The organism is Kocuria sp. UCD-OTCP (genome assembly GCF_000349605.1).
Lineage (GTDB): Bacteria > Actinomycetota > Actinomycetes > Actinomycetales > Micrococcaceae > Kocuria > Kocuria rosea.
Genome location: NZ_KB714684.1, coordinates 151076 through 176913, shown reverse-complemented (window position 1 = coordinate 176913; position 25838 = coordinate 151076). Strand labels below are relative to the sequence as shown.

Annotated in this window: 22 protein-coding genes; 12 read left to right on the top strand and 10 right to left on the bottom strand. The window is 72.7% G+C overall.

Annotated features, from left to right (window positions below; genetic code table 11):
- The first annotated feature begins 25 nt into the window (after window positions 1-25).
- Complete coding sequence (locus tag H488_RS35560; protein ID WP_017835044.1) at window positions 26-1141, top strand: patatin-like phospholipase family protein; 1116 nt, start codon at window positions 26-28, stop codon at window positions 1139-1141.
- Here the strand turns inward: H488_RS35560 and H488_RS35555 are convergent.
- Both H488_RS35555 and H488_RS35550 read right to left on the bottom strand, forming a co-directional pair.
- A complete protein-coding gene (locus tag H488_RS35555; protein WP_017835043.1) occupies window positions 1138-2112 on the bottom strand; it encodes an ABC transporter substrate-binding protein in 975 nt (324 codons plus the stop codon). The genes H488_RS35560 and H488_RS35555 overlap by 4 nt on opposite strands.
- A gap of 166 nt (window positions 2113-2278) precedes the next feature.
- Window positions 2279-3709, bottom strand: coding sequence for an amidase family protein (locus tag H488_RS35550; RefSeq protein WP_017835042.1), 1431 nt, complete (start codon window positions 3707-3709; stop codon window positions 2279-2281).
- A gap of 150 nt (window positions 3710-3859) precedes the next feature.
- Here H488_RS35550 and dnaB point away from each other — a divergent pair, with 150 nt between their 5' ends.
- The 3 genes from dnaB to H488_RS37720 all read left to right on the top strand — a co-directional run bounded on the left by dnaB (window position 3860) and on the right by H488_RS37720 (window position 8506).
- The gene (gene dnaB, locus H488_RS35545) at window positions 3860-6460 is read left to right on the top strand and encodes a replicative DNA helicase (protein ID WP_031283857.1); all 2601 of its coding nucleotides are present in this window, start codon (window positions 3860-3862) and stop codon (window positions 6458-6460) included.
- Window positions 6461-6632: 172 nt separating this feature from the next.
- On the top strand, window positions 6633-7373 hold the full coding sequence (locus H488_RS35540; protein ID WP_017835040.1) for an alpha/beta fold hydrolase: 741 nt from the start codon (window positions 6633-6635) through the stop codon (window positions 7371-7373).
- Window positions 7374-7558: 185 nt separating this feature from the next.
- Window positions 7559-8506, top strand: a complete 948-nt coding sequence (locus H488_RS37720) for a helix-turn-helix transcriptional regulator (RefSeq protein ID WP_017835039.1) — start codon at window positions 7559-7561, stop codon at window positions 8504-8506.
- A 178-nt stretch (window positions 8507-8684) separates the two neighbouring features.
- Here the strand turns inward: H488_RS37720 and H488_RS35535 are convergent, their stop codons facing one another.
- Entirely contained in the window at window positions 8685-8891 is a 207-nt protein-coding gene (locus tag H488_RS35535; RefSeq protein WP_017835038.1) for a tautomerase family protein, read from the bottom strand.
- Window positions 8892-8957: 66 nt separating this feature from the next.
- On the bottom strand, window positions 8958-9992 hold the full coding sequence (locus H488_RS35530; protein ID WP_017835037.1) for a LacI family DNA-binding transcriptional regulator: 1035 nt from the start codon (window positions 9990-9992) through the stop codon (window positions 8958-8960).
- Window positions 9993-10180: 188 nt separating this feature from the next.
- Between H488_RS35530 and H488_RS35525 the strand changes: the two genes are divergently transcribed.
- The 3 genes from H488_RS35525 to H488_RS35515 all read left to right on the top strand — a co-directional run bounded on the left by H488_RS35525 (window position 10181) and on the right by H488_RS35515 (window position 13398).
- A complete protein-coding gene (locus H488_RS35525; protein WP_017835036.1) occupies window positions 10181-11149 on the top strand; it encodes a dihydrodipicolinate synthase family protein in 969 nt (322 codons plus the stop codon).
- A 38-nt stretch (window positions 11150-11187) separates the two neighbouring features.
- The gene (locus tag H488_RS35520) at window positions 11188-12492 is read left to right on the top strand and encodes an Nramp family divalent metal transporter (protein WP_031283852.1); all 1305 of its coding nucleotides are present in this window, start codon (window positions 11188-11190) and stop codon (window positions 12490-12492) included.
- Between the two features lie 192 nt (window positions 12493-12684).
- The gene (locus H488_RS35515) at window positions 12685-13398 is read left to right on the top strand and encodes a sulfite exporter TauE/SafE family protein (RefSeq protein WP_031283851.1); all 714 of its coding nucleotides are present in this window, start codon (window positions 12685-12687) and stop codon (window positions 13396-13398) included.
- A 149-nt stretch (window positions 13399-13547) separates the two neighbouring features.
- On the opposite strand, the gene H488_RS35510 is transcribed toward H488_RS35515, so the two are convergent.
- Window positions 13548-14000: a hypothetical protein gene (locus tag H488_RS35510; RefSeq protein WP_017835033.1), complete on the bottom strand. Its 453-nt coding sequence runs from the start codon at window positions 13998-14000 to the stop codon at window positions 13548-13550.
- A 259-nt stretch (window positions 14001-14259) separates the two neighbouring features.
- Here H488_RS35510 and H488_RS35505 point away from each other — a divergent pair, with 259 nt between their 5' ends.
- Together H488_RS35505 and H488_RS35500 are read left to right on the top strand one after the other, a co-directional pair.
- Window positions 14260-15297, top strand: a complete 1038-nt coding sequence (locus H488_RS35505; RefSeq protein ID WP_017835032.1) for a zinc-binding dehydrogenase — start codon at window positions 14260-14262, stop codon at window positions 15295-15297.
- 493 nt (window positions 15298-15790) lie between these two features.
- A complete protein-coding gene (locus tag H488_RS35500) occupies window positions 15791-16537 on the top strand; it encodes a gamma-glutamyl-gamma-aminobutyrate hydrolase family protein (RefSeq protein WP_017835031.1) in 747 nt (248 codons plus the stop codon).
- A gap of 118 nt (window positions 16538-16655) precedes the next feature.
- Here the strand turns inward: H488_RS35500 and H488_RS35495 are convergent, their stop codons facing one another.
- A complete protein-coding gene (locus H488_RS35495) occupies window positions 16656-17375 on the bottom strand; it encodes an alpha/beta hydrolase (protein ID WP_017835030.1) in 720 nt (239 codons plus the stop codon).
- Window positions 17376-17659: 284 nt separating this feature from the next.
- Between H488_RS35495 and H488_RS35490 the strand changes: the two genes are divergently transcribed.
- Complete coding sequence (locus H488_RS35490) at window positions 17660-18769, top strand: DUF808 domain-containing protein (protein WP_017835029.1); 1110 nt, start codon at window positions 17660-17662, stop codon at window positions 18767-18769.
- Window positions 18770-18790: 21 nt separating this feature from the next.
- On the opposite strand, the gene H488_RS35485 is transcribed toward H488_RS35490, so the two are convergent.
- Both H488_RS35485 and H488_RS35480 read right to left on the bottom strand, forming a co-directional pair.
- Window positions 18791-20779, bottom strand: a complete 1989-nt coding sequence (locus tag H488_RS35485) for a vWA domain-containing protein (RefSeq protein WP_031283846.1) — start codon at window positions 20777-20779, stop codon at window positions 18791-18793.
- 70 nt (window positions 20780-20849) lie between these two features.
- Entirely contained in the window at window positions 20850-22262 is a 1413-nt protein-coding gene (locus H488_RS35480) for a sigma 54-interacting transcriptional regulator (protein WP_017835027.1), read from the bottom strand.
- A gap of 130 nt (window positions 22263-22392) precedes the next feature.
- Between H488_RS35480 and H488_RS35475 the strand changes: the two genes are divergently transcribed.
- Together H488_RS35475 and H488_RS35470 are read left to right on the top strand one after the other, a co-directional pair.
- Window positions 22393-23037: an MSMEG_4193 family putative phosphomutase gene (locus H488_RS35475; protein WP_017835026.1), complete on the top strand. Its 645-nt coding sequence runs from the start codon at window positions 22393-22395 to the stop codon at window positions 23035-23037.
- A gap of 10 nt (window positions 23038-23047) precedes the next feature.
- Window positions 23048-23743 (top strand): SCO1664 family protein, encoded by a 696-nt coding sequence (locus H488_RS35470; RefSeq protein WP_017835025.1) that lies wholly within the window; start codon window positions 23048-23050, stop codon window positions 23741-23743.
- Here the strand turns inward: H488_RS35470 and H488_RS36310 are convergent.
- Together H488_RS36310 and H488_RS36305 are read right to left on the bottom strand one after the other, a co-directional pair.
- Window positions 23740-24714 (bottom strand): helix-turn-helix transcriptional regulator, encoded by a 975-nt coding sequence (locus H488_RS36310; RefSeq protein WP_017835024.1) that lies wholly within the window; start codon window positions 24712-24714, stop codon window positions 23740-23742. The genes H488_RS35470 and H488_RS36310 overlap by 4 nt on opposite strands.
- A 5-nt stretch (window positions 24715-24719) precedes the next feature.
- Window positions 24720-25679, bottom strand: a complete 960-nt coding sequence (locus H488_RS36305) for an AraC family transcriptional regulator (protein ID WP_017835023.1) — start codon at window positions 25677-25679, stop codon at window positions 24720-24722.
- Between the last annotated feature and the right edge of the window lie 159 nt (window positions 25680-25838).

Below are 25838 nucleotides of genomic sequence, written 5' to 3'. Positions count from 1 at the left end.
GTCCCCGGCGGGAGAGGAGCGGCGGATGTCCCCACGCACGCGCGTGGCCCTGGCGCTGGGCAGCGGCGGTGCCCGCGGCTACGCCCACATCGGCGTGATCGACGTGCTCGAGGAGCGCGGCTACGACATCGTGACCGTGGCAGGGAGCTCGATGGGGGCGCTCGTGGGCGGCCTCCACGCCGCCGGGCAGCTGGAGGCGTACGCGCAGTGGGTGCTGGGTCTGAGCCAGCGGGACGTGCTGCGGCTGCTGGACCCGTCCCCCTCGGCGCCCGGGGTGATCCGCGCGGAGAAGATCATGGCGAAGGTGCGCGAGCTGCTCGCCGGCCGGCTCATCGAGGACCTGCCCATCCCCTTCACGGCGGTGGCCACGGACCTGCTCGCCCGCAAGGAGGTCTGGTTCCAGGAGGGCCCGGTGGACGTGGCCGTCCGCGCGTCGATCGCTCTGCCGAGCATCATCACTCCCGTCATGCTCAACGGCCGGCTGCTCGCCGACGGGGGGATCATGAACCCCGTGCCCATCGCCGCGACCGTCGCCACCCGCGCGGACGTGACGGTGGCGGTCTCCCTGTCCGGGGGGCAGCAGTCCGGGGAGGGCAGGGTCCCGGCCCACGAGACGTCCGCCGTGCGGCCGTCCGAGGAGTGGGCGGAGCGGTTCCGGCGCAGCGCCTCCCACGTCCTGGACCGCGAGCTGACGCGCAGCGTCCTGGAGCGCTTCGCGGAGACGCGCGGCCGCAGCACCCCGTCCCGGTTCCTGCGCCCCGCCGGGTCGGCCCCGGTGGACGCCGCCGAGGCCCTCGTCCAGGACGCCGTCCGGGACGCCGTCCAGGACGTCGGCCAGGACGCGCTCGTGGACGCCGCCGAGGAGACCGCGGAGGAACTCGCCCAGGACGGCTTCGGCGCCCTGCCGGCGGGGCTGCGCACGCTCGACGTCATGCAGCTCTCCCTCGAGGTGCTGCAGTCCATGGTGCTGCGCTACCGGCTGGCCGGCTACCCGCCCGACCTGCTCATCACCGTGCCGAAGAGCGCCGGGCGGCTGCTGGACTTCCACCGCGCCGGGGAGCTCATCGAGCTCGGCCGGCGGATGACCGAGGAGGCCATCGACCGCGCCGACGAGTTCCCGCCGGCGCGGCCGCGGTCCTAGTCGGCCTGGACGATCTCGTCCAGGTTCGCCTCGGTCTCGATCACGTCGTACTTGAGCATCAGCTCGGCGAGCGTCTCGAGCTCGTCGCGGTCCACCTCCGCGTCGAACTCCTCCAGCCGCAGGTCGGTGGCGACCTCCTCCGGCATGTTGAGGAAGCTCACGATGGTCTCGCGCACCCGGTCGGGGTTCTCCTGGGCGAACTGGAGCGCCTCGTCGATCGCGGCGTTGTAGTCCTCGAGGACCTCCGGGTTCTCCTCGGTGAACGCCGTGCTGCTGAAGGTGACCATGGTGTCCAGGCCCGGGACGGTGTCCTGGTAGTTGTAGCCGACCAGGGCGGTCTGCTCGCCGTTGATCAGCTGGGTCAGGAACGGCTCCGGGACCCAGGCGGCGTCGATCTCCCCGCGCTCCAGCTGAGCCGGCATGTCCTGGAAGGGCATCTCCACGAAGTTCACGGCGTCGGGATCGCCGCCGGCCTTGCTCACGGCCTCCTTGATGGTGAGGTCCCCCTGGCCGTTGATCGTGTTCACCGCGACCCGCTTGCCGGCCAGGTCGGCCCAGGACGCGATGCCGGCGTCCTGGTTGGCGGCCACGCCGGTGATGTCCTCGCCCTCGGCCATGGAGCTGCTGTAGCCGCTGAGGATCTTCATGTCGAGGCCCTGGTCCTTGGCGAGGATGACCGAGAGCGGGTTGCCCACGCCGATGTCCATGGAGCCGCCCGAGACTGCCGGGAGCATGGCGGCGCCGCCCTGGGCGGTCTCGATCGTGACGTCCAGGCCGTGCTTCTCGAAGATGCCCTCGTCGAGGGCGAGCTGCACGGGCGCGGAGGGTGCGATGGGGATGACGCCGATGGTGAGCGGCTGCAGCTCCTCGCCGCCCCCGCCGCCGCCGGTGGTCCCCCCGCCGCCGCAGGCGGTCAGGGCGAACGTCAGGACGGTTCCGACGGCGGCTGCTCTGGCGAACGGGTGCTTCATGGGGGTCCTCTTCCTCGGGTCGGTCCTGCCGGCGCCCGGCACCGGCGAATCCGCTGTGAGATGCATCACGCACATCGGTGACCTCACCGTAGAGGGCGACCGTTGGACTCGTCAACGGTTGTAGCTCTGAATCGTTGCGGTGTCCCCCGAAAAGCACCTCGGCGGCTCACTGGTCGCGCAGCAGCGCCTCCACGGTGCGGGCGAGGTCCAGCAGCACGGCGTCCGCCCCCGGCCCCGCCGCGAGCTCCAGGCCCACCGGCAGGCCCTCCGCGGTGCGCCCGGCGGGGAGGCTGATCCCGGGGGTGCCGATGATGCCGGCGAGGTCGGAGTGGCGGGTGAAGGTGTCGAAGGTGGGCACGCGCCGGCCGTTGAGCTCCACGGTCTCGTCGTCGCCGATCGGCCGGGCCGTCAGCGGGCACGTCGGCTGCACCAGGGCCGTCACCCCCTGGGCCTGCATCGCCCCCGTGTACAGCCGCATTGCGAGCCGGCGGTCCTCCTGGGCCGCGCGGTAGTCGTCGTCGGCGGCGCGGAACACCTGCGCCAGCTCCCAGATCCGCCGCACGTCCGGGCTGCCGATCCCGTCCCGCACCTCGTCGAGGGAGCGCCCCGTGCCGCGCGCCTCCAGATAGGCCTGGAGGTCGGGCAGGAACTCGTGGAGGGCGATCGTCATGCCGGCCGTGGCGGCCAGCTCGCGGGCGGGGCGGACGTCGACCGGCACGAGCTCCGCGCCGGCCGCCTCCAGCGCTCGCAGGCCCGCGCCGAAGACCGTGTCCACGCCCGGCTCCAGGTCCTCGAGGAACAGCTCGGGCACGCCGAGCCGGACGCCGTGGAGCGGGCCGGGGCCCTCGTCGTCGAACTCCAGGTGCCGCGCGCCGGGTGCGCCCAGCGGGTGCTCGCCCGCGAGCAGGGCGTCCAGCAGCACGATGTCGTCCACGGTCCGGGCCATGGGGCCGATCGTGTCCCGCGAGTGGGCGATCGGCAGGACGCCCGACGACGGGTAGCGGCCCAGTGTGGGCCGGAAGCCCACGATCCCGCACAGGGCGGCGGGGATGCGCGCCGAGCCCCCGGTGTCCGCGGCGACAGCGGCCGGGACCAGGCCCACCGCCACGGCCACCGCCGAGCCCCCGCTGCTGCCGCCGGGGCTCAGCGCCGGGTCGGCCGGGTGGCGCACCGGCCCGTACGCGCCGTTGTTGGAGGTGATGCCGAAGGACAGCTCGTGCAGGTTGGTCTTCAGGGCGAACAGGGCCCCGGCCTCGCGCAGGCGGGCCACCGCGGGGGCGTCCCGCGCCACCACGTCGTGCTCGAGCGACCGGGTCCCGCCGGTGGTGGGGAACCCCGCGACGTCCACGATGTCCTTGACCGCCAGCGGGATCCCCGTCAGCGGGCCCCGCGTCTCCCGGCGGTCCAGCGCGTGGGCGAAGGCCCGGGCCAGCTCCGGGTCCGCGCTGATCACCGCGCCCAGCCGCTGCGCCGTGGGCAGGCGCTCCAGCAGGGCGTCGAGGTGCTCCACGTGGCTGATCCGTCCCGCGGCCAGCTCCGCCCGGGTGGTCCTGATGTCCCACGAACAGGGGCCGCTGAGGTCTGTGGTGAGCGTCATGATCCATGGTGTCCACGGACGGGCCCGGGCGGCAAGCGGTGTCCGCGGTCGGTGCGAGAATGGAGGGGCTGCCCGGAAGATCGGGGCGGCGTCGTCGTGTGCGCGCTCCGCTGTCCGCGGGGTGCGCGGGGAGAGGTGGACCAGGTGTCGATGGTGTCGGAGCGCTCGTCCGGGAGCGACCGGGAGTACGGCCGGACCCCGCCGCAGGACAACGTCGCGGAGCAGTCCGTGCTCGGCGGGATGATGCTGTCCAAGGACGCGATCGCGGACGTGGTGGAGGTCCTGCGCGGCGTCGACTTCTACAAGCCCGCCCACGAGTCCATCTACGAGGCCGTGATCTCCCTGTACGGGCGCGGCGAGCCCGCGGACGCCATCACCGTGGCGGACGAGCTGACCAAGCGCGGCGAGATCGAGCGCGTCGGCGGTCCCGCGTACCTGCACACCCTCATCTCCTCCGTGCCCACCGCGGCCAACGCGGGCTTCTACGCCGAGATCGTGCGCGAGCGCGGCGTGCTGCGCCGGCTCGTGGAGGCCGGCACCAAGATCGTGCAGCTCGGCTACAGCTCCGACGGCGAGGTCGACGACATCGTCAACGCCGCCCAGGCCGAGATCTACCAGGTGGCCGAGCGCCGCTCCTCCGAGGACTACACGGTGCTCAAGGAGGTCATCGAGTCCACGGTCGACGAGATCGAGGCCGCCGGCTCCCGGGGCGAGGGCATGCGCGGCGTGCCCACCGGCTTCATCGAGCTCGACGAGCTGACCCAGGGCTTCCAGGGCGGCCAGATGATCGTCATCGCGGCGAGGCCGGCCATGGGCAAGGCGCTCGCGCTGGACACTGCGATTCCCACTCCCACGGGGTGGACCACCATGGGCGAGGTCCAGGTGGGGGACGAAGTTATCGCCGCGGACGGCACGCCGTCCCGTGTGGTCGCGGCCACCGAGGTCATGACCGAACGTCCCTGCTACCGCGTGAGCTTCGACGACGGCTCCGAGATCGTCGCCGACGAGCAGCACCAGTGGCTGACCGATACACGCTCGTCCCGGAGATCGGCCCAGGCCGCAATCGCCAATTACGGCCGGGCGAAGAACCAGCAGACCTTTGCCGCGATCCGGACGACGGCTGACATTCGTTCGACATTGCGATGCACCACCAAGGAAGCCAGGCTCAACCACAGCGTAAGGAACGTCACGGCATTGCAGTTGGCTCCACAGGAGTTGGCTGTTGGGCCGTACACGCTCGGCGCGTGGCTCGGTGACGGTCACTCGAGGGCGGCACGTATCACCAGCGCCGATGAGGAGATCCTCATGCGTGTCTCTGCGGAGGGGTACGAGCTTCATCCTGTTGCAGGGATAACTCATGCCATCGGCCTTCCTCCGGAAGAGCGGGTTCTGCATGGTCGGTGCGAAATCTGCGATCAGCCCTTCACTCACACGGACAGGAACGTCCGAACGTGCTCCAAGACTTGCGGCGGCAAGCTCAAGGGCGAGCTGGCGACCAAGGTGCGAGCCACGTGCATTGACTGCGGTGGTACCTGTACCGGAGGTCTGCGGTGCATGGTCTGTCACCAGGAAAAGGCATCTTTCCAAGGCCGCCTGCGTGCTCTGGGCGTGCTCGGCGACAAGCACATCCCCATGTCGTACCTGCGAGCCAGTGAAACTCAGCGCCGAGAACTGCTTGCTGGATTGTTGGACACCGACGGGACCGTGACCAATGCAGGATGCGTACAGTTCGCGGTGACAAACCGACGGCTGGCACAGGACGTGCGTGAACTGGTCCATTCACTGGGGTACCGATCAGGTTGGGCCGAGAAGAGAGTCAATGGGCGAAGCGAGGCCTCATCCACCGCCTATCTTCTGACGTTCTCGACGTCCGATCAGGTGTTCGGCCTGAGTCGTAAACAAATCATGCACAAGGAGCGAGACGCGCGGGCTACGCCGAAACGCTCTCAGCGCTTCATCCCCTCGGTCGAGCCGATCGACTCCGTGCCGGTGCGGTGCATCGAGATCGACCATCCCTCGCACCTGTATCTGGCCGGCCGGACGTTCATCCCCACGCACAACTCGACGCTGGCCCTCGACGTCGCGCGGTCCGCGGCGATCAAGCACAACCAGACCACGGTGATCTTCTCCCTCGAGATGAGCCGCAACGAGATCGCCATGCGCCTGCTCTCCGCCGAGGCCACGCTGAACATGCAGGACCTGCGCAAGGGCCGGCTGCAGGACGAGCAGTGGGCCAAGATCGCCACCACGATGGGCAAGATGGACTCCGCTCCGCTGTTCATCGACGACTCCCCGAACATGTCCCTCATGGAGATCCGGGCGAAGTGCCGCCGGCTCAAGCAGAAGCACGATCTCAAGCTCGTGGTGCTCGACTACCTCCAGCTCATGAGCTCCGGCAAGAAGGTCGAGTCCCGCCAGCAGGAGGTCTCGGAGTTCTCCCGTGCCCTGAAGCTGCTGGCCAAGGAGCTCGAGGTCCCGGTCATCGCGCTGTCGCAGCTGAACCGTGGCTCCGAGCAGCGCCAGGACAAGAAGCCGATGGTGTCCGATCTTCGTGAAAGTGGATCCATCGAGCAGGACGCGGACATGGTGATCCTGCTGCACCGCGACGACGTCTACGACAAGGAGTCGCCGCGTGCCGGTGAGGCCGACGTGATCGTGGCCAAGCACCGCAACGGTCCCACCAAGACGATCGTGGTGGCGTTCCAGGGCCACTACTCCCGGTTCGCGAACATGGCGCACGAGGGGCTCTGACCCGCACACAGGCCGAGGAGTGCTCCCGGCTGCTCGCCTCGGGGTGCCCGCGGAGCGGCGCGGCCGTGCTGCTCCGCGGGATCGGTCCCCAACGATCGCCCAACGGACGTTGTCGGGGCTGCCGGCCGGGGGGACCATGGTGGTGTCGGATCTCGGAGACGAGGAGCCTGCCATGCCGAGCATCCACGTCGAGCACTGGGGCGCCGGTCCGCCCGTGCTGCTGGTCCACGGCAGTGTCACCGGCGGGGCGATGACCTGGGACGCCCAGCGCCCCCTGGCCCAGCACTGGCATCTGATCGTGGTGGACCGGCGCGGCTACTTCCCCAACCCGCCGGCCGAGGTCGAGGACTTCGAGGTCGACGCCGGGGACGTCGCCGAGCTGCTCACCGAGCCCATGCACCTGGTCGGGCACTCCTACGGCGGCGTCGTGGCCCTGCTGGCGGCGGCTCAGCGCCCCGGGATGGTCCGGTCCCTGACCGTCAACGAACCGCCGGCCTTTGGCCTGCTGCCCGACGACCCGATCGTGCGCGACTACGCCCGGGGGCTGCGGGAGCTGTGGGACCAGGGCCCGGCCGACCCCACCGCGTTCCTGCACGCGTTCATCGGCTACGTCGGCAGCGCCGTCACCCCGCCGAACCCGCTGCCGCCCGCGCTGCTGCAGAACGCGCAGATCCTCCGGCACGAACGCCTCACCGACGAGGCCCGGATCCCGCTGGGCGCCCTGCGGGAGGCGCCCTTTCCGAAGCTGGTCGTCTCCGGCGGTCACAGCCCGGTCTTCGACGCCGTCTGCGACGTCCTCGAGCGCGAGCTCGAGGCCCAGCGGGCCGTTGTGCCCGGTGCCGGCCACAGCGTTCAGCGCACCGGGGCGCCCTACAACGAGGTGCTCCACCGCTTCCTGGCCGCAGCGCGCTGACGCGAGAAGCAGGCATCCCGGAGGCCGGCTCCTCGTCGCCGTCCGGGGCGAACTGGGCGGCATGGGCGAGCGGGTCGTCGAAGTGTCGGGTCACAATGGTGCGGGCCCTCCGGCAGATCTGGAGAATGGTCCTTCGGAGCAGAGCCCCCGTGGGGTGGGCCCTGGGCGGGAGGCGGTGCTGACTCATGGGTGAGATGTTCCGCCACGAGCTCACGATCCTGGATCCCGAGGTGCTGCCCGCGCTCGGCGAGCGGACCGGCATGCGCTTCGGCTACAGCTCCACCGATCCGGGGTTTTCCTACCGGTTGTCGAGGGCCGGGGACGGCCAGGTCGCCCTGTCGACGGTGCACGTGGGCGGAACGATGTCCCTGTGGGGGGACACCGAGGTCTTCACGGTGGCCCACGTGCGAGGGGTCCGGTACGACTGGCAGATCCGTGCGGAGATCGGCGCCGCGGCTGCGGGCTCATCGGTGCTGTTCCGCCCCGAGCACCCGTCCCTGGTGGTGGCGCAGGACGTCGACGTGACCATGGCGCACCTGCCGGTGGACCTGGTGCAGGCCACGGCCGACACCGTCTACGGCCACGAGACCCCGGTGGACTTCAGCTCGTCCGCCCCGGTCAGCGCCCGGCTCGGCGAGTACTGGGCGGGCCTGGTGCGCCGTGGTGCCGACATGCTGGGGTCGACGGTCTTCGAGGAGCCCATGGTGCGCGCCGACCTGACCCGCCACCTGGCCGTGGGTCTGCTGGAGTGCTTCCCGCTGCTCGGGGACCGGGAGGCGCGGTACCTGTCCATGGAGGCCCAGTCCCGCCGCTACCGGATCGCGGCGCAGTTCTTCGACGACCACGCCTCGGACCCCATCACCGTGGAGGATGCCGCCCGCGCCGCCCGGACGACCACGAAGGTCCTGGTGCGGGCGTTCCGGGCCAACCATCCCCTGGGACTGACCCCGGCCCAGTATCTGCGCCGGACGCGGATGGACGCCGCCCACCGGGACCTGCAGGACGGCGACCCGGCTCGCGGGGACACCGTGAAGGGGATTGCGGCCCGATGGGGCTTCACCCATGCGGGACGCTTCGCGCAGTACTACCGGCAGCTCTACGGGACGACACCGAGCCGCACCCTGGACCGCTGAGGGCCGCCGTCGGAACGGTGGGCCCGCGCCCGGCCACTATTGGCGAGGTGATTCGCCAGTGCGAGCACTGCACGAGGGACGGCGGCTGCGGCTCTATCGCCCTCAGCGGCCGCCGGGGCACTCGTGGAGCACCTCGGCCTGGCGGGAGCCGACCACGCCGAACGACCTCATGGGCTGCTCAGGACGCAGGGGCGGAGGGGCGCTCGTCGCTCTTGAGGGTGGTCCCGACCGTCCACAGCTCCGGGTCGACCTCGTTGACCAGCACCCGGACGGATGACAGCGGGGCGTCGAGGGTGCGCGAGACCGTCCTGGCGACCTCGCGCAGGCAGTCCTGGACCACGGCGCGGTCTCGACCCGCAACCATGTTGATGGTGACGATGGGCATGCTGTCTCCGTTCTGCAGGCTCCCGAGAGCCGGCGGTGGTGGGTTGTGCTGCCGGCCGGTGCGGCCTCAGGCAGTGCGTGCGGCAGGGGGCCGGGCGGTGGACTGGCGCGGAATGAGAGTGGGGGTGACCACTCGGCGCGGTTCGCCGAGGGCGCCGGTGCGCTGCTGGGTGAGCAGCTCCACGGCGTTGGCGGCGATCTGGTCGAAGGGCACCCGCACGGTGGTCAGGGCCACGGGCAGGCGGGCCGAGACGGGGATGTCGTTGTAGCCGACCACCGACAGATCGCCGGGCACGGACAGCCCGGCGGCCTGGGCGGCGGCCAGCACGCCGATGGCGGTGTTGTCGTTGACGGCGAAGATCGCGGTGGGCCGGTGCGCGCCGGCCAGGACGGCCCGGGCGACGGTCTCCCCGGAGTCCATGCCGAAGGTCGACTCGTGGACGAGGTAATCGACCTCGGTCAGGCCGGCCTCGGACATGGCGCGGCGGTAGCCGGCCTGCCGGGCCACGGCGGTGGAGGCGTAGGAGGGCCCGGCGACCAGGGCGATGTCCCGGTGGCCCAGATCCAGCAGATGGCGGGTGGCCAGATACCCGCCGAGCTCGTCGTCGCCGGTGGCCGAGGGACTGATGTGATCGGTGCGCAGCGCCAGGACGTGCGGCACCCCCTGCGCCCGCAGCTGGGCGGCGACGGGGTCCTCCAGGCGGGCGGTGGTCAGGATCAGCCCGTCCACGCGCTGGCGCAGCAGGGTCTCCACGGTGGCCCTCTCGGCCTCGGGCCGGTCCTCGGTGGTGGCCACCATGGCGAAACCGGCCTGGCGCGCACACGCCCGGGCGACCTCCTCGAAGAACACCGCCATCACCGTGTCCGACAGCCGCGGGACCAGGACCCCGACGGTGCCGGTGTGCTGGCGGCGCAACCCGGAGGCGTAGGCATCGGGGCGGTAGCCCAGCTCGGCCGCGGCAGCCCGGACGCGTTCGGCCGAGGGGGACTTCGAGGGCGGGTGGCGGTCGTCGAGCACCCTCGAGACCGTGGAGATGCTCACCCCGGCGACCCGGGCGACGTCACGGATCGTCACGGTGCGTGAGCCCGCCTGCTCAGTCATGCCCGTCCTGGTCCATGGCTCGGACGATACCAAAGCCCTTGGCAGGACAGGCCCTGAGGCGGGCCCGAGCGGTGGGGTCCCATGAGCTGAGTCACAGAAAGTTTCGGCGGAGGTGTTGACAGGTGTCATGAGTCACATCATAGTTGAAAACGTTCCCGCAAACGTTCTCAACCCAGAAGGAACCTCAAATGTCTCTCGATCTCCGCGGTCTCGTTCCCGCCCCCGTCACCCCGTTCACCGCCGACATGGAGGTCGACCACGACGCCGTGGCGAACCTGACCCGCTGGCTCGCCTCCGTGCCGGGCGTGAAGGGCCTGGTCTGCCTCGGCCACGCCGGGGAGGGCACCTACCTCACCGCCGAGGAGCAGGTCGACGTCATCCGCACCATGGTCGACGCCGCCGGCGAGGTGCCGATCATCGCCGGCATCACCGGCGAGGGTGACAAGGTCGCCGGCCTCGAGGCCGCCCGGGCCGCCGAGGCCGGGGCCAAGGCCGGACTGGTCTACCCCTCCCACGGCTGGCTGCGCTTCGGCTACCAGGACGGCGCCCCGCAGCAGCGCTACCGGATCATCCACGAGGAGTCCGACCTGCCGCTGATCCTCTTCCAGTACCCCGACGCCACCAAGGCCACCTACAACCTCAGGACCCAGCTCGAGATCGCCGCCCAGCCCGGGGTCTTCGCCACCAAGAACGGGGTGCGCAACATGCGCCGCTGGGACACCGAGATCCCCGTGCTGCGCAAGGAGAACCCGGAGCTGCAGATCCTCACCTGCCACGACGAGTACCTGCTGCACACCATGTTCGACGTCGACGGCGCCCTGGTCGGCTACGGCGGACTCGCCCCCGAGCCGCTGATCGAGCTGATCGCCGCGGGCAAGGCCAAGGACTACGCCGCCGCCCGGGCGCTGCACGACAAGCTGCTGCCGGTCACCAAGGCCGTCTACCACCGCGGCTCCCACATGGAGGGCACCGTGGCGCTGAAGATGGGCCTGGTCGAGCGCGGGGTGCTGCCCAACGCCGTGGTCCGTCCGCCGCTGCTGCCCCTGGCCGAGGGGGCGCGCGAGGAGATCTCCGCCGCCCTGACCTCCGCCGGGCTCATCGGTGACAACGCCCACTACACGACGACCCGCGGCTTCCAGGCCACCAGCGTGGTGTGATTTCCCAACCAGGACGGTGGAGAACGACGATGACCAGCATGACTGCTCGATCCAAGAAGTCCGCGCACTCGGTCACTCACGAGGTGACCGACTCCGAGACCCCCGCACTCGGTACTGAACCCCCCGCCCGACCCAACCGCCGATCCCGGCTGCTGGGCGCGCTGGCCCTCATGGGCCCGGGGTTCATCGTCGGGGCCTGGCAGTTCGGCCCGGGCAACCTGACCTCGGCAGTCCAGGCCGGCAGCCTCCACGGCTACGACCTGATCTGGGTCATCGCCGTCTCCACCCTCCTGATGCTCGGCTTCACCGACATGAGCGTGCGGATCGCCCTGGCCTCCGACCGCTCCCTGATCCAGATGATCAAGATGCACCTCGGCAAGATCACCGGGGTGGCCGCCGGCATCGGGGTCTTCCTGATCACCCTGATGTTCTCCGTGGGCAACGCGGTGGGCTCCGGGCTGGGGATGTCCATGGTCTTCGGCGGCTCCCCGACCCTGTGGACCCTGGCCTGCACCGTGCTCGTGGGCGTGGTGGCCTGGGCACCGAACTACTACAAGCTCTTCGAACGGGGACTGCTGGCGATCATCGCCCTGATGGCCGCCGGGTTCCTCGCCTCGGCGCTGCTCACCCAGCCCGACTGGGTCGAGGTGTCCGACGGATTCATCCCGTCCCTGCCCCCCGGAGCCGGGATGCTGCTGGTGGCCCTGGTCGGCACCAACTTCTCGATCAACGCCGCCTTCTACACCGGCTACGCCTCGAGGGAACGGGGCCTGCGCCCCGAGCAGTACAAGGCCACCACCCTGGCCGACACCATCCCCGGCATCGTCGCCCCGGGCATCATGACCATCCTGGTCATCGTGGTCGCGGCCACCGCTCTGCAGGCCACCGGCGGCACCGCCGCCACGCTGGGGGACCTGTCCAAGGTCCTGGAGCCGTTGGCCGGGCCGATCGGCACGACCGTCTTCGGCCTCGGGTTCACGGGGGCGGCGTTCTCCTCGATGATCGCCAACGCCACCGCCGGAGGCACCCTCATCTCGGACACGCTGGGCTGGGGCAACAAACTGGACCGCCACCGGGTGAAGGCCATGATCTGCGTGGTCCTGGCCTTCGGCCTGGCCGTGACCCTGCTCGCCCAGGGCTCCCCGATCCAGCTGATCATCACCGCCCAGGCGCTGACCGTGATCGTCGCCCCGCTGCTGGGCGTCCTGCTGCTGATCATGGCCACCCGCCGCGACGTGATGGGCCGCTACGCCAACCGCTGGTGGCAGACCGCCCTGGGCCTGCTCGGCCTGGCCGCGATCCTGGCCACCTGCTACCGGCTCCTCACCACGCTGATCGGCTGACCTGCACCTCCAGCCCACACGGAACGCACAGGGCGGGAACCACACCAGTGGTTCCCGCCCTCTGCCATCGGCCCTACCCAGCGGGGGATGATCGCCGTGCAAGGCCCCGGTGGATGCACGGTTGGCCGTGATGGCCTCGTTCCACCCGGGAAAATCCGACCGACCAGCCCCGAACCGTATGAAGGTGCAGACATGAGTGGTGTGGAGCTCGTCATCATCGGCGTGGTGATCGTCCTGGCGGCCTGCCTGCAGGGGGCGATCGGATTCGGACTGGGGATGCTGGCGGCCCCGGCGATCGCTCTGGTCGATCCCTCGCTGCTGCCGGGGTCCATCGTGCTGCTCGCAGCCGGCGTCACCGTGCTCGGGGTGCTCCGGGACCGCACGGCCATCGACCTGTCCGGGACCGGGTGGGCCCTGCTCGGACGTGTCCCCGGCACGGTGATCGGTGCTGCCCTGGTGGCCTTCCTGCCCGCCCGCGGGCTGGCGTTGACGCTGGCCGGCACGGTGCTGCTGGGTGCCCTGCTGAGCATCTGGGGTTGGCGCCCCGCGCCCCGTCCCGTCACCGTCGCCGTCGCCGGGGCGGCCTCCGGGGTGCTCGGGACCGCCACGGCCATCGGGGGCCCGCCCATGGCCCTGGTGTGGCAGGGCTCCTCCACCGCACAGCTGCGCGGCACCATGAGCGCCTTCTTCCTCGTGGGAGCCCTCATGTCCCTGGTCGGCCTCGCCGCGGTCGGAGCCCTGGATCAGCACATCCTGCAGTTCGCCGCGATCCTCACCCCGGCGATGATGCTGGGGTTCGCCCTGTCAGGGCTGGTCAACAAGCGCCTGGACCGGCAACGAGTGCGCCGCGTGGCGCTGTCGGTCTCCACGCTGGGCGCGGCTCTCGTGCTGTGGAACTCCCTGTAGCGCCTGGAACGCCCACTGCTCCGCCCCGGGGACCTCGGTGACCGACATCGTGCCCGTGCTGCGCGCAACGGGCCGCCGGGCCGCGGACGGGCGCCAATGCCGCCCGGCGCGAGGTGACGATCAGAGGACGGGGCGGGAGAAGGCCTTCGTCAGCGGTCGCTCCCGAGAGCCGGGGCTTCGATGTCGAGCAGGAGCAGGTCCCACCCGCCACCGCGGTGACCGAGCCGGGCGACCATGCTCCGGTCGTCGTTCCTCCACCGCAGGGCTCCACCGGCGGTGTCCACGCGGTACCCGCACTGATCGGCGATCCACACCGACTCCTCGACGGCGCGCGCGCGACTGGCCGACCACCGTCCACGGTCGATCTCGGCCAGGGACGCCAGGGCCACGCCGGAGATCGCGACCAGGAGTCCCGACAGCGCCGGCAGGGCGGGGGTGGTGAAGGAGAGGGCCGCGCCGATCACCGCGACGAACATGATCGTCACCGGGTGGTTCCACCACGTCGGGGCCGGGGTGCGCGGGGTGTCCGCCACGCCGGCGAAGACCCGTACCGAGGGGGAGGCGGTCCGGCTCCGGCCGTAGGCGTCCAAGAACTGCTTCACACTCAACGGGGCTCCTCCGGGCACGGGCTGATGGGGAAGGCGAACAGCGAGGAGAGCGGCGGCGCGCTCCCCGGGCGGAGCCGGGATCGCTGTCACGGGCCCGACGGGGGCAGAATGCCCCAGCAGGTCGCGCCGCACGGTCAGCACACGGTGTCTCCAACGACCGGTCTACCACCACGGCGCCGAGTGACGCATCGACGAGCGCTGTCTCCTTGCTCACACCCCTGCCGGTGCCGCACGGGCGTGGGAGAGTGGGGGCATGCGCGCAGTGGTGATCGATGCTGTCCGGGGCCGGCCGGAGGTCCGTGACGTCGCCGAGCCCACGGCACCGCCCGACGGGGTGGTCGTCCGGGTGGAGGCCACGGGCCTGTGCCGCAGCGACTGGCACGCCTGGGCCGGGCACGACGAGATCGCGCTGCCCCACGTCCCCGGGCACGAGCTGGCCGGGGTGGTCGTCGCGGTGGGGGCGGGCGTGCGCCGCTGGAGCACCGGGGACCGGGTGACCGTCCCCTTCGTCTGCGGCTGCGGCCGGTGCGAGTGGTGCCGTTCCGGCAACGCGCAGGTCTGCCCCGATCAGCAGCAGCCGGGGTTCACCCACTGGGGATCCTTCGCCGAGTACGTCGCCCTGCACGGGGCCGACACGAACCTCGTGGCCGTCCCCGAGCACGTCGACCTCGCCACCGCGGCCGCGCTGGGGTGCCGGTTCGCCACGGCGTACCGGGCCCTGGCCGACCGGGCGCGCCTCGCCGAGGGGGAGTGGGTCACCGTGGTCGGAGCCGGCGGGGTGGGGCTCAGCGCGGTGATGATCGCCCGGGCACTGGGCGGACGCGTGATCGCGGTCGACCGCAACCCGGAGGCGCTCGCCCTCGCCCGTGAGCTCGGCGCGGAGCACACGCTGCGCGCGGACGGGCGCGACGTCCCCGCGGCGGTCGCCGCCCTCACCGGCGGGGGCGGCCACGTCGCCGTCGACGCCGTGGGCAGCGAGCAGACCTGCGCCGACGCGGTCCTCAGCCTGCGCCGGCGGGGCCGGCACGTCCAGATCGGCCTGCTGCCGCCGGTCGAGGGCCATCCGCGCGTGCCGATGGCGCGGGTCATCGGCTGGGAGCTGGACCTGCTCGGCAGCCACGGCATGGCCGCGGCCGACTATCCGGCCATGATGGCGCTCATCGAGCAGGGCGCACTGCAGCCCCAGAAGCTCATCGAGCGCACCATCGGGCTCGACGAGGCGGCGGCGCTGCTGCCGGTGTTCGACACCGCGACGGTCGCCGGCATGACGATGATCGATCCCGGGCTGTAGACCCGCTCGGAGGCGGCGAGCGGACCGACCCCGGCGCCGGGGACCGCCCGCCGCTGCCCGGGCCCCGTCCCCGCATTCCGACAGCCGATTTTCGTCGATCGAGAAGAATCGGCAATGTTCTTCCGGAAAAGAGGGGCGCACCCCCTTCCGGCTCGGGCAGAGTGATCTGCACCACTCGGGGGACGCGAACTTCCCCGGTGCATCGCGTGAAGGGCGACCGCCGTTCACCCCGGTGTCCGCCGCTCCCATCCCGGTCGGCTCCACCGCCACCGTCCAGCTCCCCAACAACTCACCAGGTGCCCCCGAAAACGCTTCGGGCCTGAACTCCTCCCTCCGATCGCCCCGGCGGCGCCGCGTGCGCCCGCCACCCGGCACGGAGCGAGGACCTCATGATCGAACAGGAGATGACAGCATGAACCGACAGGCCGTTCATCTGAATGCGCACGAGGTGACTCCCGTAGGACTGTGGAGCCTCCGTGCCAAAGCGCCCACCGTGGCGACCGTGGTGTCGCTGAACTTCCCGGGCCTCACCCCGCAGACCCGGGACCTGATGCGCCGCCGCACCCGCACCGCGCTGCAGTGCCTGGTCAACACCGGTGCCCGGCCGATCCTGGTCGACTCCAGTGCCCGGGAGCTGCCCGACCCCGCCGTCACCGCCTCCGCGGACGCGGTGCTGGTGCTCGGAGGAGGGGACGTCGACCCTGCCCTCTACGGGGCGGGCGGGCCCGTGCCGAACGGGTACGGGGTCGACCGGCGCGCCGATCTCTACACCGTGGACCTCCTCGAGCAGAGCCTCGACCGCGACGCCCCGCTGCTGGCGATCGGACGGGGGGCCCAGCTGCTCAACCTGGCCTGCGGGGGAACTCTCGTCCCCGATCTCGGCACCGGCCACGGACACCGCGGTGCGCCGGGGGACCCGGTGTGCCCCGAGGAGGAGGTCGCCCTGGAGCCCGGGAGCAGGCTGGCCGCCGTCTTCGGCGCCCGGCGGCTCACCGTCCGGTCGGACCACCACCAGGCCCTGGGGGTCGTGGCCCCCGAGCTGCGCGTCACCGCCGTGGCCGAGGACGGCGTGGTCGAGGCGACGGAGCACCTGGACCGCACCTGGGCCGTCGGAGTGCAGTGGCACCCGGAGGACTCCCACGGCTCGGCCGCGGACCGGGGGCGGCTGTTCTCCGCGTTCGTGGAGCAGGCCGGGTCCGGGCGGCGCCGCGCCCCCAGGTCGCGCGTGCTGGCCGCGTGAGCCGGTCCGTCTTCCGGTCCGCGCCGCGGAGCGCCACGCCGCGGCGCGGACCGGAGGGGCGGCGGCCGGACCCCGGGCGGGTGGGCCTGCTCGAGGGCGCGTCGGCGGCCGACAGGCCTCACCGGGCGGCGGGCGGCGTGACGTCCTCCGCCAGGCCGGCCAGCCACGCGGCGCACAGCGCCGGCCAGGCCGCGGGCGCACCGGTGCCGCCGGCCAGTCCGAGACCGTGCGGTCCGCGGGGAAAGACGTGGAGGGCGTGGGGCACGCCCCGGCGCGCCAGCGCCTGGACCAGCAGGTAGGAGTGCTGCACCGGCACGGACGCGTCGTCGGCGGTGTGCCACACGAAGAAGGGGGGCGCGGCCCGGGTCACCAGCCGGTCGAGGGACGTGGCCGCCCGCACCTCGGCGGCGGGCCCCGGGCCCAGGAGCTCCTCCTGCGACCCCCGGTGCGTGTCGAGCTGCATGGACACCACCGGGTAGCCCAGGACCACGGCGTCGACCCGCTCGGGCCCCGAGGCCGGTGCGGTGAGCGCGGCGTGCCCGGCCAGGTGCCCGCCGGCGGAGAACCCCAGCAGGACGACCCGCCCGGCCCCGGCCGCCCTGACCCGGCGCACCTCGGCGCGCACCGCGTCCACGGGGGCGGGGTGCCTGGCGTGCACGGGATAGCGGAGGACGCCGGCGGAGAGGCCGAGGCCGCGGAGCCACTCGGCCACGGGCTCGCCCTCGTGGTCCGCGTGCCGGGCGTACCCGCCGCCGGGGAGGACGACGACGTGCGGAGCGGGCGACGGCGCGGGCAGTCGCGCCCCCGCCGGTCCGGCGGCAGGGTGAACGGGGTCCATGCGGGGTGCCTCCTGGTCGGTGCTTCCGGGTCAGTGTTTCCTGGCCGGGTGCTTCCTGAGCGGTGGTGGACGGTCCGGTGGTGGACGGTCCGGTGGTGGACGGTCCGGCGCCGGAGCGGCCCCGGCGCCGGGCGCAACAGCACCGGCTCCGCGGAACGGCAGGACATCGGTGCCCGTTCGTCCCGCGCGGGAGCATCCGGGCGTCCGAGGCCCTACTCTGTCATCATGCTGATCACCACCGCGGCTCCGCCCGCCCCTGTTGAGACCGCGCCGGAGGCCCTCCGATGAGCGGCGGTCTGATGGCCCTGCTGGACGACGTCGCCGCCCTGGCCCGCGTCACCGCCGCCTCCGTGGACGACATCGGCGCGGCGGCGGGCCGGGCGAGCATGAAGGCCGCCGGCGTCGTCGTCGACGACACCGCCGTGACCCCGCAGTACGTCCAGGACGTCTCCCCGGCCCGCGAGCTGCCCATCATCTGGCGCATCACCAAGGGCTCGCTGCGCAACAAGCTCATCTTCATCCTCCCGGTCATCCTGCTGCTGAGCCAGTTCGCGCCGTGGCTGCTCACCCCGATCCTCATGCTCGGCGGCAGCTACCTGTGCTTCGAGGGGGCCGAGAAGATCTGGTCGAAGATCTCGGGCCACGGGGCCAAGACCAAGACCCCCGTGGTCGAGAAGGGCAAGGACGCGGAGGACACGATGGTCGGGGGCGCGGTGCGCACCGACCTGATCCTCTCGGCCGAGATCATGGTCATCTCCCTCAACGAGGTGGCCGGCGAGCCGCTGCTCTCGCGGGCGGCCATCCTGGTGGTCGTGGCCATCGGCATCACCGTCCTGGTCTACGGGGTGGTGGCGCTGATCATCCGGATGGACGACTTCGGCCTGCACCTGGCCGGACGGTCCTCCCCGACCACGCAGAAGATCGGCCACGGCCTGGTGAAGGGCATGCCCGGGCTGCTCACGGTCATCTCGGTCGTGGGCACCGCCGCCATGATCTGGGTGGGCGGGCACATCGTCCTCGTCGGCCTCGACGACCTGGGCTGGCACGCCCCGTACGCGGCCGTCCACCACGTGGAGGTGCTCGTGCACGACGCCGTCCCCGGCGGTCTCGGCGCGGCGCTCGCCTGGCTCACGAACACCTTCTTCTCCGCCGTCCTGGGCCTGGCCTGGGGCGCCGTCCTGGTGCTGGTCTGGGAGCTGCTGCCCTTCGGCAAGGGCGAGCACGAGGCCGAGCACGCCGCCCACGGCGCCCACGAGGCGCAGGACGAGCACCACGGGAAGCACTCCTCAGCGGCGTCCTCCGCGGCGGCGTCCTCGGGGGAGGAGGGCGCGGGACCGTCCGGCCCGTCCGACCCCACCCCGCCGGCCGACGGGGGCTCCACCGCGGCCCGCTGACCGGGCTCGCCGGGAGTCCGCTCAGAGATCGTCGGGGTCCCCGGCGCGGGCGTTGAGGTACTCGTCCAGGACGGCGGAGCCCAGATCCCCCGGGTCCGGCGCCACCACGCGCCCGTCGATCCGCTCGGCCATCCGCCGCAGGAACCGCTCCAGCCCCGGGTCGTCGCCGAGCCGGAAGAACGTCGCCTGGGCCCCCATGCGTCCCAGCCGGTCGAGCTCCTCGACCGTGGCGCGCAGGGTCTCCGGCTCCGTGGGCCAGGAGAACCAGCTCTCGCCGTCGGGCAGCAGGTGCGCCGTGGGCTCCCCGTCGGTGACCACGAGCAGGACGGGCTGCATCGAGGGGTGCTTGCGGAAGAACCGCGTGGCGAGCAGCAGCGCGTGGTGCAGGTTGGTGCCCTGCTCCCGCACCGGCGGCAGCCCCGTGAGCTCGTCGACCGGCAGGGCGCGGGCGTAGCGGCCGAACGCGACGATCTGCAGCTGGTCCCCCCGGAACCGGGTGGAGACGAGGTGGTGGAGCGCGAGCGCCGTGCGCTTCATGGGCACCCAGCGCCCCTCGGCGGCCATGGAGAACGAGGTGTCCACGAGGAGGACGACGGCGGCCTGCGTGCGCGCCTCGGTCTGGGCGACCTCGATGTCGCGGACGTCGAGGCGCAGCCCGCGCCGGACGTCGCCGCCCTCGGCGGCGGTGCGCCGGATCGCGTTGGTGATGGTGCGGGTGGTGTCCCACGGCTCGGCGTCCCCGAACTGCCACTCCCGGGTGGCGCCGGAGGGCTCGCCGGCCGCACCGGCGAGGCGGGTGTCGCGCTGACCGGTCCGGGAGGACAGGTTCTGCGCGGCGTCCCGCATCAGCGCCTTCCCGATCCGGCGCACGGCGCGGGGCGAGAGCCGCAGGTCCCCGTCGGCGCCGCGCTGCAGGTAGCCGCTGTCCCGCATCGCCCGCTCCAGCTCGGCGAGGGTCCGGGCCGAGACCGCGGCGTCCTCGCCCAGCTGCCGTGCGAGCGCGTCGAGGTCCATGTCGTCCAGGTTGGCGCCCCGGTGGTGCTGCGCCAGCTGCTCGGCGAGGGAGTCGAGCTCGGCGATGTCCTGGAGCACGCCCGTCCCGTCGCCGAGGCCCAGGCCGTCCTGGCCCTCGAAGCCCTCCGACCCGCCCCAGTCCTCGCCGGGGCGCAGTCCCTGCAGGTTGGCGTCGAGCCGGCCGAGCTGGTCCATCAGCTCGGGGGAGCCGAACGCCTGGGCGGAGAGCTGCATCAGCTCCTGGCGCTGCTCGGGGGACATGGAGTTGAGCATCCGCTGGGCCGCCGCCGCGCGCTGGGCCAGGGCGTCGATCAGCTCGTCGACCGACTGCGGGTTCTCGGGGAAGTGCTCCCCGTGCTTCGCCATGAAGTCCTGGAAGTCCTCCTCGGTGTCCTCGCCCCGCCCGTGCTTCTCGAGCAGCTCGTTGAGGTCCCGGAGCATCTCGGCCACGGCCTCCCGGTCGGCGTCCGTGGCGTTCTCCAGGGCCTGCTTCATCCCGGCGAAGCGCTGGTCCAGCAGCTCGCGGCCGAGGAGGTCCTTGATCTGCTCGTAGGCCTCCCGGGCGGACTCGGACTGCCAGTCGTAGGACGCGAGCTCGCTGACGGCGGCGGCCGTGGAGCTCGGCAGGCCGTCGAGCTGCATCTCCCGGAAGGAGCGGTCCATCGGGTCCATCCGAGCGTCCCGCAGGAACTGCTCGCGCTCCAGACGCAGCGCCTTGTCCAGCAGCTTCTTCGCCTCCTCGAGCGTGCCGCCCAGGCCGTGGCGCTTCAGCAGCTCGCGCCGGCGCTGCTGCAGGCGCCGGGACAGGTCGTCCAGGCCGTCGCGGCCGCGGCCGCCCCGCCGGAGGAACTCGCGCAGCGCGTGCTCCGGCGAGTACCCGGCCATGACGTCCTCGGAGACGGCCTCGAGCGCCTCGGAGAGGTCCACCGGCGGGGCCAGCGGATCGGGTCCTCCGGTGTACCGGCCGTACCTCGAGGACCGGTGGTGTGCGGGCATGACGCCCCCTCTGTGTCTTCTCTGTGTCCCGGTGCGGAACCGGGTGCGGGTCCTGGTGCCGGCCGTGCGGTCAGCCGTAGACGGTGCCGGCCTCGTCGGCGTCCTTGGAGATCTTCTGGGCGAGGTAGAGCCCCTCCAGCGCCAGCTCGATCGCGCTGGCGCGCTGGCCCGGCGTGCTCGCGCCGAGGCGTGCGGCGATCTCGTCGTAGGCGGTCGCGGCCCCGTCGTCGGAGGCCGTCAGCTCGGGCAGCCCGGCGAGGAAGTCCTGGGCGGAGACGTCGTCGCCGGTGGACACGGTCGTGCGGCCGTCGAAGGCCTCCACGACCGGGCCGAGGTCGAGACCGCGGAAGCGGCCGCGGACGGTCTCGGCGGTGGCCCGGCGGAGCAGGTGGTCGAGGATCGCGCGCTCGCGGCCCTCCTCGCCGGACTCGAACTCGATCTTGCCGGCCAGGACGTCGGTGGCCGTCTCCATGTCCACCATCCGCGCGACCGCCTCCGCCTCGCCGCGGATCGTGGCGCGGCGCAGCGCCGCGGCCGCGACCGTCTCCGCGCCGGCGATGGCGAAGCGCGCCGACACCCCCGAGCGCTGGTCCACCGCGGAGGACTCCCGCAGGAGGCGGGTGAACCGGGCCAGGGTCTCCAGGATCGTGTCCGGGACCTCGGCGATCAGCTCGGCCTCCTGGCGGATCACGGCGATCTCGTCCTCCAGCTCGAGCGGGTAGTGGGTGCGGATCTCGGCGCCGAACCGGTCCTTGAGCGGCGTGATGATCCGGCCTCGGTTCGTGTAGTCCTCGGGGTTGGCCGTGGCCACCACGAGGACGTCCAGCGGCAGCCGCAGGACGTAGCCGCGGATCTGGATGTCCCGCTCCTCCATCACGTTGAGCATGGCCACCTGGATGCGCTCGGCGAGGTCGGGCAGCTCGTTGATCGCCACGATCCCGCGGTGCGAGCGGGGCACGAGCCCGTAGTGGATGGTCTCCGGGTCCCCGAGCCGCCGGCCCTCGGCCACGCGCATCGGGTCCACGTCCCCGATGAGGTCCGCCACGGACGTGTCCGGGGTGGCGAGCTTCTCGACGTAGCGCTCCGACCGGTGCCGCCAGACCACGGGCAGCTCGTCGCCCTCGAGCAGGATCCGGCGCCGCGACGCCTCGGTCAGCGGCTCCAGGGGGTGCTCGTTGAGCTCCGACCCCTCGATGGCGGGGGACCACTCGTCGAGCAGGCCGGCGAGGGTGCGCAGCAGGCGGGTCTTGCCCTGGCCGCGCTCGCCCAGCAGCACCACGTCGTGGCCGGCGAGCAGGGCCCGCTCGAGCTGCGGCAGGACCGTGCGCCCGAGCCCGTGCAGGCCCGGCCAGGGGTCACCGCCCTCGGCCAGCGTGCGCAGGAGGTTCTCGCGGATCTCCTCGCGCAGCGTCCGGTGGGTCACGCCGGCGGCGCGGAGCTCGCCGAGCGTGCGGATGTCAGGGTGATCGGTGCGATCAGTCACAGCGCCAACCTAACCCCGGCGTCAAGAGGGGGCCCGCGGGCCGGGGCCGGCGTCGTCGCAGGCGGCGCCCGACGACGACGGGCGCGGGGCCCCTGTGGCCCCGGGGCCCCCGCCAGTACGCTGGTGCATCATGGTCACTCGCAAGGCACCACGGAGCACCCTCGTCCTGCTCGTGCGGCACGGGGAGACCCCCACCACGGGCAAGGTCCTGCCGGGGCGGGCCCCCGGCCTGCACCTCTCCGAGCGCGGCCGGGCCCAGGCGGACCGGGTGGCGGAGCGGCTCGCGGGCGTGCGCGTCGACGCCGTGTACACCTCACCGCTCGAGCGCACGCGCGAGACCGCGGCGCCGACCGCGGCCCGGACCGGCCGGGAGGCCGTCGTGGAGCCGGGACTGCTCGAGTGCGACTTCGGGGAGTGGACGGGCGAGGAGCTCTCCCGCCTCTCCCGGCTCAAGGCGTGGTCGACCGTCCAGCGGGCGCCCTCGACCTTCCGCTTCCCCGGCGGCGAGAGCTTCCCCGAGATGCAGGCGCGCACCGTGGGCGCCGTGGACCGGGTGCGCGCCGCCCACGAGGGCGGGGTGGTGGTCTGCTTCTCGCACGCCGACCCCATCAAGGCGGCCCTCGCCCACGCCCTGGGCACGCACCTGGACCTGTTCCAGCGGATCGTGGTCAGCCCGTGCTCCGTCTCGGCGATCTCGTACGCGCCGGGGCAGGCGCCGGCCGTGCTCACCGTGAACTCCACGGACCAGCCGCTGGCCGGCCTGAGGGTGTCGTGAGCGGACGCTGATGGGCGAGCTCGTGCTCCTGACGGAGGGCCGGTTGGAGCTCCTCGGACTGATCCGGGAGAGCAGCAACTCGGCGCTGCTCGTCGAGGTCACGCTCGAGGAGGAGACGGCCTGGGGGATCTACAAGCCGCTCGAGGGCGAGCGGCCGCTGCTCGACTTCCGCCCCGGCCTGCACCGGCGGGAGCGCGCCGCGTACGTGCTGAGCGAGTTCCTGGGCTGGGGCATCGTCCCGCCCACCGTCCTGCGCCAGGACGGCCCGTTCGGCACGGGGTCCCTGCAGCGGTTCGTGGAGCACGACCCCCGGCAGCACTACTTCACCCTCTACGACACCGCCCCCGACACCCACGACGCCCTGCGCCGGATCGCGCTGTTCGACCTCGTGGCCAACAACGCCGACCGCAAGGGCGGCCACGTGCTGCGGGGCGCCGACGGCCGGATCTGGGGGATCGACCACGGTCTGTGCTTCGCGGCGGCGTTCAAGCTGCGGACGGTCGTCTGGGACTTCTCCGGCGAGCCCGTGCCCGAGGACCTGCTGCGGGACATCGCCCCGCTGGCCGACGACGTCCCCGCCGAGCTCGCCGAGCTCCTCGACGCCGAGGAGGTGGCCGCGCTGCGGCGGCGGGTGCGCCGGCTCCTCGACGAGGCGGTCCTGCCGGTCGACGTCACCGGCCGCCGGATCCCCTGGCCGCTGCTCTAACGGCGCAGGGTGGCGGCCGGGTTCTCGCCGTAGGCCTGCCGGTGGCGGCGCGCGAAGTCGCCGGGGTGGTTCATGCCCCAGCGCCGGGCGATGCCGCGCACGGTGTCACCCCGGGCCGGGTCGCCCTGCACCAGGTCGTCGTGGGCGGCCACCAGCCGCAGCTCGCGCAGATAGGCCCCCGGCGTGGTCCCGGCGTGGGAGCGGAAGGCCCGGACGAGCTCCACGGTGCTCACCCCCGCGTGGCGGGCGACGTCCTCGACCGTGATCGGCGAGGACGCGGCGGCGTGCAGGAACTCGACCGCGTCCCGGTAGGCCGCCTGCTGCCCGGCGGCCGACGCGCGCCGGGCCACGGGCTCCCCGGCGAGGGCGAACGCCTCCAGGGTCGCCACCGACATCCGCCGCCGCAGATCCGCGCGCAGCAGGGGGAGGGAAGCGACCTCGGGGTCGGCCAGGACCTGCTGCGCGAACGCGAAGGTGCTCCTCCAGTGCCTCTCCCGGGCGGGGGAGTGCGGGCGCGGTCCGTGGAAGGCGACCTCGAGGGTCTCGTCCCCGTGGACCGTCCGGGCGGTCTCCCGCAGCGTGGACCGGTCGATGGTGACCGAGTCGACCAGCAGCTGGTCCACCTCGCCGCAGTACTCCTGGCCCGGCTGCAGCAGGAACACCCCGAGCCCGCTGCCCCTCCGGCCGTCGATGCTCCAGTTGACGCCCCCGGCGCGGGGCACGACGACCGAGAACATGTCGTCGAGCACCATCCGGCCGGCGATGCTGCCGCGGAAGGTGAGCCGGCCCAGTTGGAGGTCGGCGTCGCCCAGCACGTCCTGGCGGTACAGGAAGGACGACTCGTCGGTGATCGTGCCCATGCGCGCACTGGTGTAGATCTGCTGCAGCGCCTCGTTCGCCACCTCCGGGTCGGTGGTCGCCGTGTGCAAGCGGATCGGCGTCCCCGGCGCCCGCTCCGTCTCCTGGGGCATCCCGGTCAGCTCCGCAGGGTGGTGGCGGGGGCCTGGCCGTGCCGGTCCCGGTAGGCGGCGGCGAAGCGGCCGCGGTGGCCGAAGCCCCAGCGCGCGGCCACCGCCTCCACGGTCGAGCCGGTCGTGGGGTCGGCGGCGAGCAGCTCCCGGTGGACGGCGTCGAGCCGGGCGTCGCGCAGGTAGGCCATCGGGGTGGTGTCCAGCTCCCGGCGGAAGGCCGCCTGGAGACCGCGCACGCTCATCCGGGCGGCGGCGGCGATGTCGGCCGGTCCGACGTCCGCGGCCACGTGCTCCTCGATGAAGGCCACCGCCCGCCGCACTCCGGCCGGAGCCGGGCGGGTCTGCCCGGTGGCCGTCCCGCTGCGGTCCAGGAAGCTCCCGGGAAAGGTGTGCAGCAGGACGGTGGCGAGGGAGCGGGCGGCCTCGGAGCGGATCAGGGGGCTGCTCATCGCCCGGGAGTCGGGCAGGAGGTCGCGGGCGAAGTGGGAGACCGTCCCGCGCCAGTACTGGGTCATGGCCGGCGACACCGGGCGGGTCCCCGTGAACTCCAGCCGGAAGCCCTCGTTCCCCAGCAGCCGCCGGGCGTGGTCCTCCACCGCGGCAGGGTCCAGGGACACGGTGGTCGCCTCGAGGTCGTCCCACCAGCTGGTGAAGGTGCGCTGCGGGAACAGGAAGGGCCCGGTGCGGGGGAAGCGGTCGCCGGCGCTGGTGGCGCTCAGCACGCCCGCCGTCACGTGGCACACCCGCAGCACGCCGGCGCCGTCCGTGCGGCCGGTGCACGAGGAGCCCTTCAGCCGGACGCGCTCGTAGGCGACGAAGTCGATCCCGGTCGAGGCCAGGGTCATGTCGAAACTGCCGTCCGGGGAGCGGCGCACGCCCCGGATGGCGAAGACCTCGTCGTGCACCGCGATGCCCTCGGCCGGGTCGCGGGTGCTGAACACGGCCCGCTGCACCTGGGAGTCCATGGTCCGCAGGCTACGCCCGACCGCCGAGGGAGTCGACCGCGGACCGCCGGCGGTCCGCCGGGACCCTTGCCCGCGGCGCCCGCCCGGGCGTACCTTGGTGGGCATGTTCCTGTCCTGATGCCCCGGCCCGCGTCCGCGGCCGGCACCGTCGATCCGAGC